The sequence below is a fragment of the Fulvivirga sp. genome, assembly GCF_040218215.1.
Taxonomy (GTDB): Bacteria; Bacteroidota; Bacteroidia; order Cytophagales; family Cyclobacteriaceae; genus Fulvivirga.
The window spans coordinates 141,317-158,138 of record NZ_JAVJQL010000028.1 but is presented as its reverse complement, the minus strand read 5'-3'; the positions used below and the strand labels follow the sequence as shown (position 1 = coordinate 158,138).

Here is a 16,822-nt window from a genome sequence, read left to right as displayed (position 1 = left end):
CAAATTCCATCTTTAGAAGAAGTTTATATTCAATTTAACAATAAATGACAGTGAAATATTTATTACTGCTTTCGATTCAAATATTTTTGATTGGGACGCTTTCAGCTCAAAATATTGACTTTAATGATGTCAATTTAGAAAATGCTTTACTAAGTCATGATCCGGTTATTGACACTAATGAGGATGGCAGGATACAAATAACCGAAGCGGAGAACTTCAATGGCATTTTGGACCTACGCAGTGCGGGTATTTCGGATATGTCAGGAATCGAATTTTTTATAAATGCAATTGGTCTGGAATGTAATAACAATAACTTAACGGAGTTAGATCTTAGCAGTAACCTCAATTTACGTTCATTATGGTGCAACGAAAATGATCTTGTTAGCTTAATCCTGGGAGCTAATACAAAACTCCAAACACTTAGAGCTCATATCAATAATCTGACAAGCATAGATTTATCACAGAATACAGGTCTTTTAAATGTTAATCTCGATAGGAATCAACTAACTAGTCTCGACTTATCAAACAATATAAATATTACTGACCTAACGGTTAGAAATAATCATGCCCTGTCATCCCTGGATGTTTCGCAGAACGTATTGTTGAGAAATCTTAATTGCGGTGTGAGTAATATATCATTTTTGGATGTTAGCCAAAACACCCTACTTATCGATTTGAATGTATCAAGTAGCAACTTAACAACGTTAGATCTAAGCCAAAATACAGCCTTACAAGAGTTATGGATAGGCAACAATAACTTTAGTTCAATTGACCTATCTGCTAACACAAATCTGAAAATATTGGAATGCGGTTATAATACTTTTACTACGCTTGATTTAAGTAACAACGCAGCCTTAGAAAGATTAACATGTATAAACAATCAAATTACCAGTCTTGACCTTTCTGGAAATCCAAAATTGTATAGATTAAATACAGGTCAAAACCCCTTGAGCGACATTGACTTATCTGCTAATGTGGACTTAAAAGAACTATATTTTTATGATAATCTTTTTGAAACAATAGATTTATCAGCCAATTCAGCCCTCACGGATATTGGTTGTCAGCGTAACAACCTTACATCTCTGAATTTACAGAACAATCCTTTATTAAGAGAGCTTAATTGCAATGACAATAAATTAATTTCCTTAGATCTAAGTAATAATACCAAATTAGAAGAGCTAAGATGTTATAACAATAATCTAACATCATTAAACTTAGTTAATGCTAATAACCATAAAATAACTGCATTCAGCACAACTAATAACCCACAGTTATTTTGTATTCAGGTCGATGATCCGACTTTTTCAACAGCTAATTGGACAGATGTTGACTCTTGGTCTATATTTTATCAAAGCTGTCCGGTATATATCCCAGATGCCAACTTCAAAGCAATTTTATTAGCTGATGTTAATATTAATTCCAATTCAAATGATGAAATTGAGTTTAATGAGGCTAAAAATTATATGGGGATTATTGATGTAACAAATGCTTCAATTCAAGATTTAACGGGCATAGAAGCATTCACTAATATTGAAGGGCTGGATGTTAGCTTAAATGATTTGACTGAGTTGGTTTTATCGGAAAATGTGTCATTAGTCACTCTAAATGTTAGTAATAACAACCTAAGTAATCTGTCACTATCAAATCTTGGGATGCTAGAAGAGCTGTATGCAGAAGAGACATCAATTACTGGTATTAATCTTTCAAACAACGAACTGCTTAGCATTTTGGATATGTCTGGATCAAAGCTAGTCGAATTAGATTTATCTCAGAATTCGGAGTTAACAAACATAGATTTAAGTTCAAACCTTTTGAATAGTTTGAATTTAGCCAATGGTCAGAATGCGCTGATTACCACTATTGACTTAACCAATAACCCTAACCTTGGGTGTATAACGGTTGACAATCCTTCATTTTCAACATCAAACTGGGTAAATGTTGATGAAACGGCCAATTTTAGTACGGATTGTGAAAATGTAGAGACTGATATTCTTCAGTTCTCATTAACAGAACAGGCTGCTCCAGCAGATATAAACTATGCTATGCATACAATAGAGTTGATTGTTAATGTTGGTACAGACCTAACCAGCCTTACTCCAACAATTACCATCTCTAATGGCGCATCAGTTACTCCTTCTTCAGGTGTCACACAAAACTTTTCTTACGGAGTGATGCTATATGAAGTAACCGCTGAAAACCCTACGGTATCTCAAATTTGGGAAGTAAGCATTGAAGAAGAAAATGTCAGCCCTACTGATATTTCTTTGGATAATAATACACTTGCAGAATTGAATGATGAGGTGTCTTTAATTGGTATTTTAAGCAGCGCTGACCTAAATGTAGGTGACGCCCACTCTTATGCTTTGGTTGATGGAGCAGGTGATACCAATAATGATTTGTTTCTGGTAGATAATAATCAATTGTTTTCGCAGGCAATTTTTGACTTTGAGACAAAGAGTTCATATTCCATTAGAGTTCAAGCAACGGATAATGGGGGAAATACTTTCAGTAAGGCATTGATAATAAACATTTCTGACGTAACTAACCTTTTTCAGGAAATAACCTTTGCTGAGTTGCCTTCTCTAGAAGTCACAGCAGAATCAATAAACTTAGTTGGTGAATCTTCTTCAGGTTTAGAAGTTCAATATGAGAGTACGAATGAATCAGTAGCAACAGTTAGTGGAGGAGTCTTAACAGTGGTAGGAATTGGATCTACCATAATTACTGCTAGCCAGGTAGGGAATAGTGACTATGCTCCAGCTTCTAATGTTGGGCGTACATTAAAGGTAACGAAGGCGAAACAAACCATCACTATGGAAAGCATTAGTGACAAGCAGTTTGATCATGAGTCTTTTGAAATATTGGCTTCTTCATCTTCAGGTCTTGATTTAAATATAACTATCGAAGGCCCTGCAATGATAGATGGATCAGTGGTTACTCTAGAGGGTAATGCAGGGGAGGTTACTATTATTGCCAATCAGTCTGGTAACGACACTTATTTTGCCGCTGAAGAAGTTAGAACTTCTTTTCAAGTAATTGTGCCCGAAAATCAGGAGATATTCTTCGATGAATTTCGTAATGATATTACGTATGCAGATGGAAAATTGACTTTAGATGCTACAGCTTCATCAGGGTTAGAAGTATTATTTTCCAGTTCTGATGAATCAATAGCACAAGTTATTGGAAATCAGCTGAATATATTGAAAGTGGGTGAAGTTGAAATTACAGCCTACCAACAGGGTAATACGTACTTCAACCCGGCTGAGCTAACCAGAACTTTGACTATTTCAAAAGCGGAACAGGAAATTACATTAAACCTACCAACACAAAGTACTTATGGAGATGATGATGTTGTAATGGATGGGTTAGCCTCATCGGGTCTGGAGGTTACCTACACTTCATCCGATAACTCTGTTGTTATTATCACTGATAATAACATGCAAATTGTTGGGGTAGGAACTGTCGTAATATCAGCCAACCAAGAGGGGAATGAGTTTTATCAACCCGCAGAAGAAGTGGTACACCAACTAACAGTTGGCAAAGCAGAACAAACTATAGAATTCTCAATGGATAAGCTTGTGTATATTTTTGGTGACGAAGCGCTACCCTTGGCTGCAACAACCTCATCTGGGTTAGAAGTGAATTATACATCTTCTAACGAAGATGTAATAACTATAGAAGGAGATGTTTTGGTGATTGTTGGCGGTGGGATTACCTCTATTTCGGCTATTCAAGAAGGTAATGGTTTGTATTTGCCCGCTGAAACTATTTCATATCAAGTTGAGGTACAAAAAGCTATTCAAACAATTGAATTCAATTTAGAAGTATCTGATGTGCTGGATACTGATATAATCGAGCTAACGGCAACTTCATCTTCAGGGTTAATTGTTGAGTATGAAGTGGAAGGACCAGCAATTGTTTTCGAGAACGAAATAAGCTTTACAGGTACTGGAGAAGTAATTGTGACTGCGGTTCAATTAGGGAATAACAATTACGAAGCGGCAGAACCTGTTAGTCATGTTTTAAACGTGTCCTCGATCACATCAGTTTATGGGGCAGAACAATTTGAATTTTACCCAAATCCCGTTAAAGATCATTTAGTGATTAATTCTAAAGAGGAATTGGAGGTTGTTATAACCACGATCCATGGTAAAGAGTTGTTCAAAAGATCAGGTGTAATTAATGGAATTGACTTGTCAGAACTTCCTAATGATGTTTACCTGATGAAAGTAATAAACAAGGGATTGAGCTCAATTTATAAGTTAGTTAAGAACTAGCGCCATGAGTGATAAAATCAAAGCCAGTTAACGAAAGTTGCTGGCTTTTTTTATGCGCAATTTCTGTACAGCCCTCTTTCTAAAAGGCTTTATTACCTTCCATATAAAAGATTAACAGGAATCCCCTGAATCTAACATTCATAACTGAAGTTTTGAACTATGGAGTTGGATCATTTAATATTTCCAATATATTTATATTTCCATCTGTAATACCAATTACTTCATTTAAAAAGCAATTTCAATTAAATAATACCGTAATGAAATATTTGCCACTTGCATTTCTGGCATTGTCACTGTTTGCCTGCCAGAACAAAAATGATCAAAACACAACAGAAAAGGAACAAGAGCAGATGGATATCTGGACTATCGAACAAAGCAAAGACTGGTCAACGAAGACTGGTTGGTTAAGGGGAAGCAATTTTAATCCGAGCACGGCCATAAACCAGCTCGAAATGTGGCAGGCCGAAACGTTTGATGAAGAAACCATTGATCGTGAACTGGGGTGGGCAGAAGATATAGGCATGAATTGTATGCGTGTTTATCTACACCATGTAGCTTGGGAAGTTGACCAAGAAGGGTTTAAGGAAAGGATTAATAGGTATTTAGAAATTGCCACTAAACACGGCATAAAAACGATTTTCGTATTTTTTGATGATTGCTGGAATCCTACATATCAGGCAGGTAAACAGCCAGATCCTAAACCAGGAGTTCATAATTCGGGTTGGGTTCGTGATCCAGGTGACTTGCTGCATAAGGATGAAAAACTCATTGTTGAACTGGAGAAATACGTAAAGGATATTCTTACCACTTTCAAAGATGATGAGCGTATTATACTTTGGGACTTATATAATGAGCCAGGCAATTCAGGCTATGGTAATAAATCAATGCCACTGCTTGAGAAGGTCTTTGAATGGGCTTGGGAAGTCCGTCCTTCGCAACCACTTAGTTCTGGAATTTGGAACGCCAGCCTTACAGACTTGAATAAATTTCAATTGGATCATTCTGATGTCATCACCTATCACAACTACCTTGATCCTGAAAATCACCAACAGACTATTGACAGCCTAAAACTAAGAAACAGGCCTTTGGTATGTACAGAATATATGGCGAGGCGCAACAACAGCTTTTTTCAAAATATCATGCCTATTCTGAAAAGAGAAAATGTAGGGGCCATTAATTGGGGCCTTGTTGATGGTAAGTCAAACACCAAATATGCCTGGGATGAGCCTATTCCTGACGGTGCTGAGCCTGAGTTATGGTTTCATGAAATATTCAGGTCTGACGGTACGCCTTACCAACAAGCGGAAGTTGATACTATAAAAAGCCTGACAGGTGCTAATTAATAATCTCATATCATGAAAAGAAGCCTATTTTTTATACTGCTGGCTTGTGCAACGCTAAGCAGCTGCTCTAATAAAACCGAATCAGAAGACAAATCAGCAGAGGTTGATAATACTCCACTGGAGGAGCAGGCAGTTTTTGGTACCTATCAGGGAAATCAAGTTTTGGAGTACAAGCTTACTAACCAGAACGGTGTGGAGGTGAAGGTGATTAATTATGGAGGAATCATTACTTCAATTCTTACACCTAACAAGGAAGGGGTGCTGGAAGACATAGTTCTTGGCTATGACACTCTTTCTGGCTATTTGAAAGACTCACCTTATTTTGGTGCCTTGATTGGGCGATTTGGGAATAGAATTGCCAATGGAAGATTTGAACTTGATGGTGAGGTGTATGTTCTTGCGCAGAACAATAATGGGCAACATTTGCATGGTGGTTTAGTGGGTTTTGATAAGGTGTTCTGGAACATTAAAGAACTGTCTTCGGAAGATGGATCTGCTTTAGAGCTTACTTATTCCAGTAAAGATGGAGAAGAAGGGTACCCGGGGGAGCTGGATGTGAAGGTGATCTATACATTAACAGACGATAATGAATTGATGGTGGAATATGAGGCTGAAACAAGTAAAATGACTGTAGTAAACCTTACGCAGCACACTTATTTTAACCTTACCGGAAATGTAAAAGGTGATATATTGGGTCACCACTTAAAGCTTGAAGCAGATGGGTTTTTACCTGTTGATAAATCGCTAATACCAACAGGGGAAATTAGACCTGTTGAAGGTACACCGTTTGACTTTTTGAACGAGCAGGTAGTTGGAGCAAGAATTAACAACAATGACCAACAGCTGGAATATGGAATGGGTTACGATCACTGCTGGGTACTTTCAGCTGCTGATAGTTTGAAATTGGCCGCTACACTTTACGAACCCACGAGTGGAAGATTAATGGAAGTATTTACCATTGAACCAGGTATTCAATTTTACTCTGGCAATTTCCTGGATGGCAGTTTAATTGGGAAAGATGGTGTCAAATATGCTCACAGAACAGGCCTGTGCCTTGAAACGCAGCACTTCCCTGACTCACCAAATCAACCTCAATTTCCGTCTGTAGTATTAAACCCTGATGAAGTTTATCGGTCTAAATCAGTTTATAAGTTCTCGGTGAGATAGGCTAAGGAATTCTCGGTAGACAATATTTAAAATTCAATCAATATTACCCATTGCTGCTAATGAGTAAACAAAGCCGGCACATACTTTTAATTATTACTTTCGGCCTTATTGTGAACCTAACAATACTCTATTTGCTGGGCGAAAGAGCCAATTTATATGATGCAAACGGCTATATAAAAGGGGCAGATTATTTGATAAATCATGGGAGTTATGAAGATTTCCACCATGTTTTTTATGGGTTGCATGTAGCAATTATTGCTTTAGGTCGGTTGTTCTTTCCAGATCAGATAATTCAGATTATTATATTTCAAATCATATTGTCATTGTTTTCAATGGTTGCCCTTTATCAATCCGTTAACAAACTTTTTGAAAATAAGACTGCTGCTCTTATTAGTTGTCTGATTTTTATTTTTTGGTGGGACTGTATCCACTGGAATACTACCTTAATGTCGGAGTCTCTGTTTTGTAGTCTTACTATTTTTATTGTCTATATCTTGGCTCATTTCCAGGGGCTCAAAGTGGACTTTGTCAAGCTAGGCATTTTACTTTTTGCCATATCTTTTACCCGACCTACCTCAGTGGTAATTTTAATCGGGGTCATTGTGTTTTTTCTATTTTATTACAAGGAGCCATTAAAGCAGATGTCTATGGTTAGAAAAGCCATACTGTCATTATCATTCATTCTTTTGAGCCTTTTGGGTGCTGCTTTAATGTTTCAGAAGTGGGATTTTACAGAGGCTTATGTAAAAGGCGAAGTGGTAACCTATATGAGCACTATTCCTGACTCTCCCTTATATAAGGAAGAACTTCATGTACCCTTAAAAAATACTGAGAAGGTAGTGATGGAAAGTGAGGTAGGTATTGTTAGAATGGCAAAATTTATAGCTGACTACCCTGGTTACTTTTTTACAATGGCTGTTAAGAAGGTTTATTACTTGCTCAGTTTTCAAAGACCATATTATAGTGCTTGGCATAATACCTATAGTGCCATTTGGCTGGCACTTATATATAGTTGTTTTGTGATTGGATATTTGAAATGTTCCTATAGCCCGATAAAGGCATTTGTAATTTCTGTAATTGTAATTAATTGTGCACTTATTGGTATGTCTACAGTAGATTGGGACAACCGTTTTTTTATTCCCATGGAACCCGGGATTGTACTCTTTGCGGGATTCGGAGCATTTAAAATCATTGTTAAATTGAAATATCTGATTTTTAGGAGAGTTTCAGAATCCCTTTAAATGATGTCCATAATTTAAATTGATTAGGTAGTAATTATCAATTGAGGATAGGAAACATTGTTTACCAATTAAGGAAGCTTTCAATAATGAAACTACTAAAGTGAAAATTGTAATTGCTTGTATTATTTCTCTTTTTGTAACTTCTGAAGTTTTATGATATAAATTATTTCTTTTTGTCCATTTGAATGATTTTGAAATTTAAAAGTTTGTTTACTTAAGTCATAGTCACCTAGGTAGTAGCCAAAAAATCCTTCTCCGCCCTCATTCATTAACCAGATGTAATCACCATTGGATAATTTTAAACTTTCAAAATCATACTTTGTCATAGGTTTTACTTTTTTTTCTTGCTAATCTCCGCCTTAATTGGTTCAGCTATTTGCATGAAGAGCTCATGCGTCAGATAATAGGCAGTAATGCACTCCTCAATTAATACATTTAATTTTTTGTAGTCGAGTACTTCAGATTTCCCATTCGAATTTTTGAAATAGAGTGAATTCATATCAAGTTCAAATAATTCATTGAAATGAAACAAGTATCCATGGATTAGCGTGTTCCGTATGTCCCTCAATTTATCAATTCTCAAACCAATCCCCTTCCACTTTTTTATATTATCTTCCTTTGCATAGTTTTTAAAGAGCCAATCAACTTTTGACTTTAGTCGTCCAGCAGTGAAGTCACTGGTTAATAATCTACTCTGATTAATATTTAGGTTTAAAGTGTAATTCACAAAATCCTTTAGTCGATTTTCTAATCTTTGAAAAAGTAGAATAAATTGTCCTATTTGATTGCTAAATGTTAATTTGATTTGTCCAGTTTCCATCGATAACTCTGAGAGTTTATAAGCCTCTAGTTTACCTGTTGTTAAAATAGTCAGCTGAATTTTATCATTCAATTTGTCCACCGATTGTACTATGCCTTTTCCTTGAGGAGAATTTACAACAATACCTATATTAAAATCTGTCCAATCCATTTTATCAAATTTCTGCTTACAAATTCATAACAAACCCTCCGCCACACAGCTTATGTTTTTCACTAACCTAACCAATTTCATCTGTATCATTTAATCGGTTCTATTTTATAGCTATAAGATAAATTAGCCGGCTGTATTTGATACTCTTCATGCGCCATTCTGCCCCAACTTGTATCACCGCCTACACCCATTTGTGCCTGATCAATATTGATATTGACAAAATCACGTTTGATAATATCTGTAGTATGGCGCTGCTGTTTCTTTTCTCCAGCGTCAAAGTCTGAATTATACTGATGATGGGCACTAAAGCTGAAATGTTCTGAAGCCGTTATTTTGATTCCTTGGCCTGATGAATTTGTAAATGAAATCCAGCGTGTATCGGTTCTGTAGCCATTCTCCTGCGGTCTTAGATAGGCAAAATATAAATCAGAAACTGAAGCATCATATTGACCAACCAAAGCAGAAGTATTTCTGTCCTGATAGTTTTCATGCGGCCCTCTTCCAAACCACTTAACCTGGTCAAACTCCTTACTGATGATAAAATTATTTCCAAAACGTGGTAGCACTGGAAGGCTGGAATCGATGCCCTCTAGTTTCGTTTTTACCATTACTTCCCCCACATCATTAATTGTATAGTTGATGGTCGCTTTGCCATTTACAGACCCTAACTCAAAGATTGATTCAATGGAAACCAGTCCATCATCAGCTTCTTTCTGTTCTATGGATATAAGGGTTTGTTGAGAAGAAGCGTCCTTCCAAACCCCTAATTTTTCAGGCATATTATAACCAAAATCATTATCAATTGGTGCTCTCCAAAAGTTGGCCTTTATGCCTTCCACAATCATATTATCTTGGCCATAATCCAAAGTACTCAATGAGCCGGTTTCCTTATCGAATGCAATTTTAAATCCATCCCCTTCTATTAAAAATGACTTATCATCATTAACTACTTCTAATGGATTTTTCGCCTCCGATAATGTCGCACTTCTTTTTGGTTCGTTCAGTTGAAATTGTTCATAGGCAATAACGTGACCCGTTGGCACCAAATCGTTCGCAATTTTGCTTTTAGCATAAATGTTTAAGTGATATTCAGCTGATTGGTCGTCTAATTTCGGCAATTCAATTTTCACTTTTCTTGACTGATAGGGCTCGATATCAAGCGCAGGTATTACACCTTCCGTCATTTTTATTCCATTTTCCAAGATCACCCATGAGAAATCATATGCATTGAGGTTAGTAAAATCATACATGTTTTTTACTTGTATCTCTCCACTTTTTAAATCGAATGAATTGAATTTAATCGGTTGATATACTTTTTTTACTTCATACAAAGAAGGATGTGGTGTCCTGTCTGGATTTACCAAACCATTGATGCAGAAGTTGTCATCATTCTGAAAATCATAACCACCCAAATCTCCACCATAAGCCCAAAATACTTCACCTTTTTCATTTTTGGTCAACAGCCCCTGATCTACCCAATCCCATATAAACCCGCCTTGCATGATGTCATACTGCTCTATCACATCCCAATAGTCTTGCAAATTCCCAACACTATTGCCCATGGCATGAGCATATTCGCATTGAATTAGCGGACGTGTAGGATTGTTCTCTGCATACTCAATCATGCTTTCAATAGACCAATACATGGGTGCCTGAATATCGCTGTTGGTATAATTAGTTGCACCTTCATATTGAGTTGGTCTGCTGCTGTCCTGCTTTTTTAACCAATCATAAGTGGCGAAAAAATTATCACCATTGCCTGCTTCGTTGCCTAAAGACCATGTCACAATAGAAGGGTGATTTTTATCACGCTCAAACATTCTTATGGTTCTGTCTAAATGAGCGGCCTTCCATGTTGGCAAATAGGCAGGATGCACTGCCTGCCTCTCCTTATTATTATCCAGCCCCTGATTAGTAGCACCCATGCCATGGGTTTCTATATTGGCTTCATCAATGACATAAAAGCCGTATTTATCTGTCATTCGATAGAACTGAGGATCTTTTGGGTAATGGCTGCAGCGGATGGCATTAACATTATGCTGCTTCATCACTTCCAAATCTTTCATCACCAAATTTTCAGAAACAACATGACCTTGAGTATCGCTATGATCATGAAGGTTCACCCCTTTGATCAATATTGGATTACCATTCACCAAAAACTGGTTATTCTTGATGGCAATATTTCTAAACCCAACTTTTACTGCCGTTGACTCACCATTTGCTGTTATTAATAAGGTATAGAGGTTGGGATGCTCTGCACTCCACACCTTAATATCAGGTATTCCCTTTTCGAAATCGACCGTATTTCTCTTTGGGTTTAAGTCAACGGTTTTATTTTCGCTGAATATTTCTTTGTCTCCGTCTAAGAGCTTTACCGATACAGTTTCATTTTTTAATTCACCAGTATTGTTGTCAATTTTCAAGGAAACTTTAAACACCCCATCTTTAAAGTCATTTTCCAAATCTGAGGTTACCCTGAAATCCCTCAATGTCACTTTATTTGTGGCATAAACATAGACATCACGTTCAATACCACTCAGTCTCCAAAAATCCTGATCTTCGATATAACTTGCATCCGACCAGCGCATAACCTGAACGGCCAAATTATTGGTGCCTGTCTTCACTAAATCTGTAATCTTAAATTCTGCTGCGGTTTTGCTGCCCTCATTATAGCCAACCATTTTACCATTAAGCCAAACGTACATGGCACCGCTCACGCCAGCGAAATGTAAATAGATGTCTCTTCCGTCCCAATCTTTAGAAATTTCAAAGGCCTTTTTATAACTACCATTGTTGTTCATCTCATGGGGAATCACTGGCGGATTAGGTGGAAACATGTAAGTGATATTGGTATAGAAAGGAATACCATATCCTTTAATTTCCCAATTTGATGGCACTTCTATTTTATCCCAACCAGCCATGTCAAAACCCTCTTTGTAAAAATCAGTGGGTCTGGCCTGCACACTGTCAGCATAATAAAAATCCCAGGTGCCGTTTAAGGATTTATACAAAGGCGAATTCTCCCAACTTTCATTTTCAACAGCCGTAACTGCATCAGTATATCTGTAAAAAGAAGCTGTTGGATATTCCCGATTAATCTGAAAAATTTCTGGGTTTTCCCACTCAGGATTCTCCCAGTCATTGGCGGTGTAAATAGGTCTCTCCGGTGCTTGTTCTTCACAAGAAAACATGAGCAGAGCGGCCAGGGGTATGACTAGGTAGGTTAGTTTCATTGGGTTGTGTTTTTTGTGTTATTCTTTTTCAATAATAGCAGCCCATCCACCTCCTGATGATAGGTGTGCTTTAACCTTCGTGTCTTTCTGGACAGTTAATGTCTCTTTTTTGTAGTCCTCGGCAAACATTTCTGCATTTATGCCATCTTTAAATACTTCCATGGTAAAGTCACCATCACCTAAAAATGAGAGGTCAAGTTCCAAGGCTCTGCCATCCCAGTCTGTCATAGCGCCAATATACCATTTGTCAGCTTTTCTTCGGGCCACAGCTATATAGTTGCCGACAGACCCTTCCAAGACAACGGTCTCATCCCATGTTGTAGGGATTTGAGTGATAAAATCAACCGTTTCTTGTTCCTCGTAATACCTGGATGGTGACTCGCACATCATCTGCAATGGAGCCTCATATACCACGTACATTGCCACTTGATGTGCACGCGTTCCAAGACTCATCGGTCGATCAAAACTAATTGAATAATTGTCTAATTGCTTGTTAACCATAGCACCAGGCGTATAGTCCATTGGGCCGGCTGCCATACGAATGAAAGGTATAGTTACATTATGCTCAGGGGTTATGTCAGCACTCCATTTGTTGTTTTCGCTGCCCTTTACACCTTCATAGTTAATTACATTGGGATATTTTCTTCTTAATCCTGAAGGCTTAAAAGCTCCATGGAAATCAACTAGAAGTTCCAGCCGGGCACATTCTTTTGCTATGCGCTCATAGGAGCTCACCATGTACTGATCATTGCGCTGCATAAAGTCCACTTTGATGCCTTTTACTCCCCAGCTTTTATAGGTTTCCAGAATCTCAGTAAGGTTTTCATCCAGTGGTTTCCATAATACCCAAAGAATAATTTCTACCCCCTTTTCCTTACCATATTTTATTAGCTCAGGCACGTCAATATCTGGACTGTACTCAAGAATTTCTGTTGTTGATTTGGTCCAGCCTTCATCAAGAATCACATATTCGATGTTATTCTTGGCAGCGAAGTCGATGTAGTATTTATAGGTAGCCGTATTAAGACCTGACTTAAAGTCTACACCATAAATGTTGTTAGCATTGTACCAATCCCATGCTACTTTACCCGGTTTGATCCAATCCATGTTTTTGATAAGGGTAGGTTGAGCAAGTTGGTAAGTGAGGTTACTTTCCACGAAAGTGCGGTCATCATCACTGATAATAAAAACGCGCCATGGATAGGCTCTTTTGCCTTCAACTTGCGCAATGTAATCAGCCTCTTTGTTTATGGTTTGATTACGATCTGGAGAATTCTCTGCAGGCACTGCTTCAAGTACATATTTTGGAAATATGGCATTTAAAGTTTCATTGCCGCTTCCTTTCATAAACATTCCCGGGTAATCGTGAAGTGCTGTTTCAGTAAATAGAACTTTACCTTTATCGGTGCTAAACAGTACTGGCAGGCTGCAAAATTCTTTATCTGATATTTCAGTCAATGATTTATCCAGATACAATCTTTCGTTGTGTGAATACATAGATTCTTCTTGCGGAAAAAGCGAACGAGATCCTTCAGGGAAGGTCATTGCAACTTGTTCTGATACTACATTACGACTGCTTTTGGCATCATCAATAAACTGATATGCCACTCCTTCATTATAGGCTCTGAAATTAAGTTTGTATCCTCCTTTAAATTCAATTGAGAGCTCTGAATATTCATCCTTTATCTCAGCATCCTTATGAGGAACAACGGGGTGAATTATTGAAGAAAAATTATTGATAGAATGCTTTTTAACTTTAGGATCAACGCCAAAATCAACTCCTGTTGAAAAGTCCATTCCCATTCTGACTTTCTCTATAATAACATTGCCATCCAGTGTGGCTGACCATGAAATGTCGTCAGCACAATTCACCTTAATTTGTATGCGTTTATCAGGTGAGTTAAGCTCGAAATTTTGCGCAAAAACCTGCCCTATAATTAAAAGCGAGACTGATAATAAGGTAATGATTCTTTTCATGGTATTGGTTTTTTATTTTTCATAACTATCAACCAGTGTTACGACCTTAAGCGATTCTTTAAATGACTCAAGGTCTAAAGAGTTTTTGCTGATACTAACCGTTTTCTCTGCATTAGGAAGCATGTCAAAATAATTGTCAGAGAAATTCTGATCTGAAGCCGAAGAGATGAAAACATCTTTGGCCAATTTGTTGGTTCTTAATATGACCTCAAATGTATCATTGTTCTCCTTAACCGAGTAGGTTAATTCTGTAGATGGAAAGTTCAGTTCTTTAAAGGAGGCCAGATAAATAATATTGTCAGCAATTACTTTATCTCCTAATAGCAGCTGTACGCTTAACAGCACATCCTTACTTTTTCTACCCAATTCTCTCTTAGATAAGGTCAGGTACTTATTGGAATTGTTGGCTTCAATAGTAATATCCTCTTCCCATTGATGCAATTCATTTCCTTCAAAGTCAATAAGGCTTACTTTGAGCTTAGCATTTATATTCTTTAACGAATCTGAAATAACAAACAGGTCAATATTATCTTCTGTGTTTTCATGACTAATCAAAAAGGTTTTGAATGACTTTTTAGCACTATAGTGTAAGGCTTTCCACTTACCATAATAGTCGATACTGGACCATGATGCCACCGGCCAGCAGTCATTTATCTGCCAGTAAAGGCTTCCCATGCAGCGGTCTCTATTTCTTCTGTGCGCCTCAATGCCAATCTTTATTCCATGGCTTTGAAGAAGCTGACTTACATATAAAAAGCTTTCAAAATCTTCAGGCTTTTTATAGTGCCTAAGCATATATTCCTCTATGGTATTATTGCCAATGCTGGAGCGCTGGTGCGACTTCATCACCTCAGAATAAATGTCATGATCCTCCGGGGCGGTATACTTTTTTACGCTGGCAAACTCTGGAAATGATTGGAAGCCATATTCTGACATGAACCGTGGAATAGCCTTATTATAATTATCAAAAGGCTCTTTGCCCCACCAAACCATCCAGTAGTGCGCATCGCCTTTTTCATGCGACTCCTTTTCTCCAAAATCACTGCCAGGAGATGATGGCCAATAGGCTCGGCTATTATCATATTTTGTAACGACTTCGGGAAGTATCTTATGGAAGACATCATCATAGGCCTTCCAAATGGTATCAGCTACTTCCTTTGATTGCTCCTTAGTAACATTGTCTTTCCATCCCCAGTTTTCCCATGCAGATAGGTTTTCATTATTTCCGCACCATAAAGCAATCGAGGTGTGATTCCTCAACCTTTTAACATTATCAATAGCTTCTTGCCTTACATTTTCGAGAAATGCTTCATCACCTGGAAACATAGCACAGGCGAACATAAAATCCTGCCATACAAGTAGTCCCATTTCATCACATAGCTGATAGAATTCATCATTTTCATAAATACCACCTCCCCAAACTCTAATCATGTTCATGTTAGCTTCTTTTGCTGAAGATAAAATGTGCTTGTACTGGGGTTCTTTGGCTCTGGTAAGAAAAACGTCCTGCGGAATATAGTTGGCACCTTTCATAAACACAGGATGGCCATTGACTTTAAAATAGAATGAGGCTCCAATTGAATCAGGTTGTCTTACCAACTCTATAGTTCTCAAGCCTATTTTATGGGATTTTGAATCTGTGTAGGAGTTGGAAGTTACCTTGGCTTCTACGTTGTATAAAACCTGCTCACCCATACCATTGGGCCACCATAACTCAGGATTTTCTATCTCGAAAGGAATGTTTAGCGTGTTTTGGCCTTTTGTGAGTTTGACTTCTGCTGTTTTGAAGGGCGTTCCATTAACATCTATTTCTACTTGCGCACCTTCATCATCCTTGTTAGACATTACTTCAATAAATGCAGTAAGGCTTGCTTTCTTATCTATTGAATTTTGCTGAATGAATAAATCTTCAATTTTATGGTTGCTCCAACTTCTTAATGTAATAGGTCTCCAGATTCCTGAAGTTACCAATCTGGGTCCCCAGTCCCAGCCAAAATGATAGCCTGCTTTTCTTGTGAAAACACTTACCTTCTTTTCACCTTCAACCTTTCCAATTTTCGACAGGTCATTGTCTGAAACCGGTATCTGAAATGGTGTGGCATCATACTTTTCTATTCCTTTTTTAATTGGTGACTCTAACAGTACTCTAAGTTTGTTTTCTCCTGCTTTCAGTAACCGCTTCACCTCAACTGCATAGTTTCTAAACATATTATCTGTTTGCAGAATTAGAGAATCGTTTAGGTAGACGCTGGCATAGGTATCAAGACCAGCAAAGTCTAATTCTATATTTTGATCTGAAAGTGTGGCTCCTGAAACATCAAAGCTTGTTTTATATTCCCAGTCCTCTTTATCAATCCATTGCAAATTATGCTCGTTCAACCTGTAGAAAGGATCTTCTATTGTCCCAAGATCAATAAGGTCTGTATGAACAGTCCCTGGTACTGTGGCCTCATTCCACTCTATGTCATTGGTGCTTTTAAAACTCCAGTTTTCCTCTAGTTTCATTTCAGAAACTGACATAGAATCAGACTGATTTCCACAGCTTAAAAAGGAAATTAAAATGAGAATAAGAAACAGCGGGTTGAGTGAGGTATTGGTTTTATGCATAATATCT

At 37.5% G+C, this 16,822-nt stretch carries 9 protein-coding genes; 4 read left to right on the top strand and 5 right to left on the bottom strand.

Annotated features, from left to right (window positions below):
* The first annotated feature begins 50 nt into the window (after positions 1-50).
* The 4 genes from RIB54_RS19030 to RIB54_RS19015 all read left to right on the top strand — a co-directional run bounded on the left by RIB54_RS19030 (position 51) and on the right by RIB54_RS19015 (position 8,028).
* Positions 51-4,277: an SGBP N-terminal domain-containing protein gene (locus RIB54_RS19030; protein WP_350102376.1), complete on the top strand. Its 4,227-nt coding sequence runs from the start codon at positions 51-53 to the stop codon at positions 4,275-4,277.
* 257 nt (positions 4,278-4,534) lie between these two features.
* Complete coding sequence (locus RIB54_RS19025; protein ID WP_350102375.1) at positions 4,535-5,620, top strand: glycoside hydrolase 5 family protein; 1,086 nt, start codon at positions 4,535-4,537, stop codon at positions 5,618-5,620.
* 12 nt (positions 5,621-5,632) lie between these two features.
* Positions 5,633-6,787 (top strand): galactose-1-epimerase, encoded by a 1,155-nt coding sequence (locus tag RIB54_RS19020; protein WP_350102374.1) that lies wholly within the window; start codon positions 5,633-5,635, stop codon positions 6,785-6,787.
* A gap of 59 nt (positions 6,788-6,846) precedes the next feature.
* Complete coding sequence (locus RIB54_RS19015) at positions 6,847-8,028, top strand: hypothetical protein (protein ID WP_350102373.1); 1,182 nt, start codon at positions 6,847-6,849, stop codon at positions 8,026-8,028.
* Between the two features lie 122 nt (positions 8,029-8,150).
* On the opposite strand, the gene RIB54_RS19010 is transcribed toward RIB54_RS19015, so the two are convergent.
* From RIB54_RS19010 to RIB54_RS18990, 5 genes are all read right to left on the bottom strand, one after another.
* A complete protein-coding gene (locus RIB54_RS19010; protein ID WP_350102372.1) occupies positions 8,151-8,354 on the bottom strand; it encodes a hypothetical protein in 204 nt (67 codons plus the stop codon).
* 5 nt (positions 8,355-8,359) lie between these two features.
* Positions 8,360-8,998: a hypothetical protein gene (locus tag RIB54_RS19005; protein WP_350102371.1), complete on the bottom strand. Its 639-nt coding sequence runs from the start codon at positions 8,996-8,998 to the stop codon at positions 8,360-8,362.
* Between the two features lie 86 nt (positions 8,999-9,084).
* Positions 9,085-12,231: a beta-galactosidase, LacZ type gene (lacZ, locus tag RIB54_RS19000; protein WP_350102370.1), complete on the bottom strand. Its 3,147-nt coding sequence runs from the start codon at positions 12,229-12,231 to the stop codon at positions 9,085-9,087.
* An 18-nt stretch (positions 12,232-12,249) separates the two neighbouring features.
* On the bottom strand, positions 12,250-14,208 hold the full coding sequence (locus tag RIB54_RS18995) for a glycoside hydrolase family 97 protein (RefSeq protein ID WP_350102368.1): 1,959 nt from the start codon (positions 14,206-14,208) through the stop codon (positions 12,250-12,252).
* Positions 14,209-14,220: 12 nt separating this feature from the next.
* Entirely contained in the window at positions 14,221-16,815 is a 2,595-nt protein-coding gene (locus tag RIB54_RS18990; protein WP_350102366.1) for a beta-mannosidase, read from the bottom strand.
* Positions 16,816-16,822 lie beyond the last annotated feature (7 nt).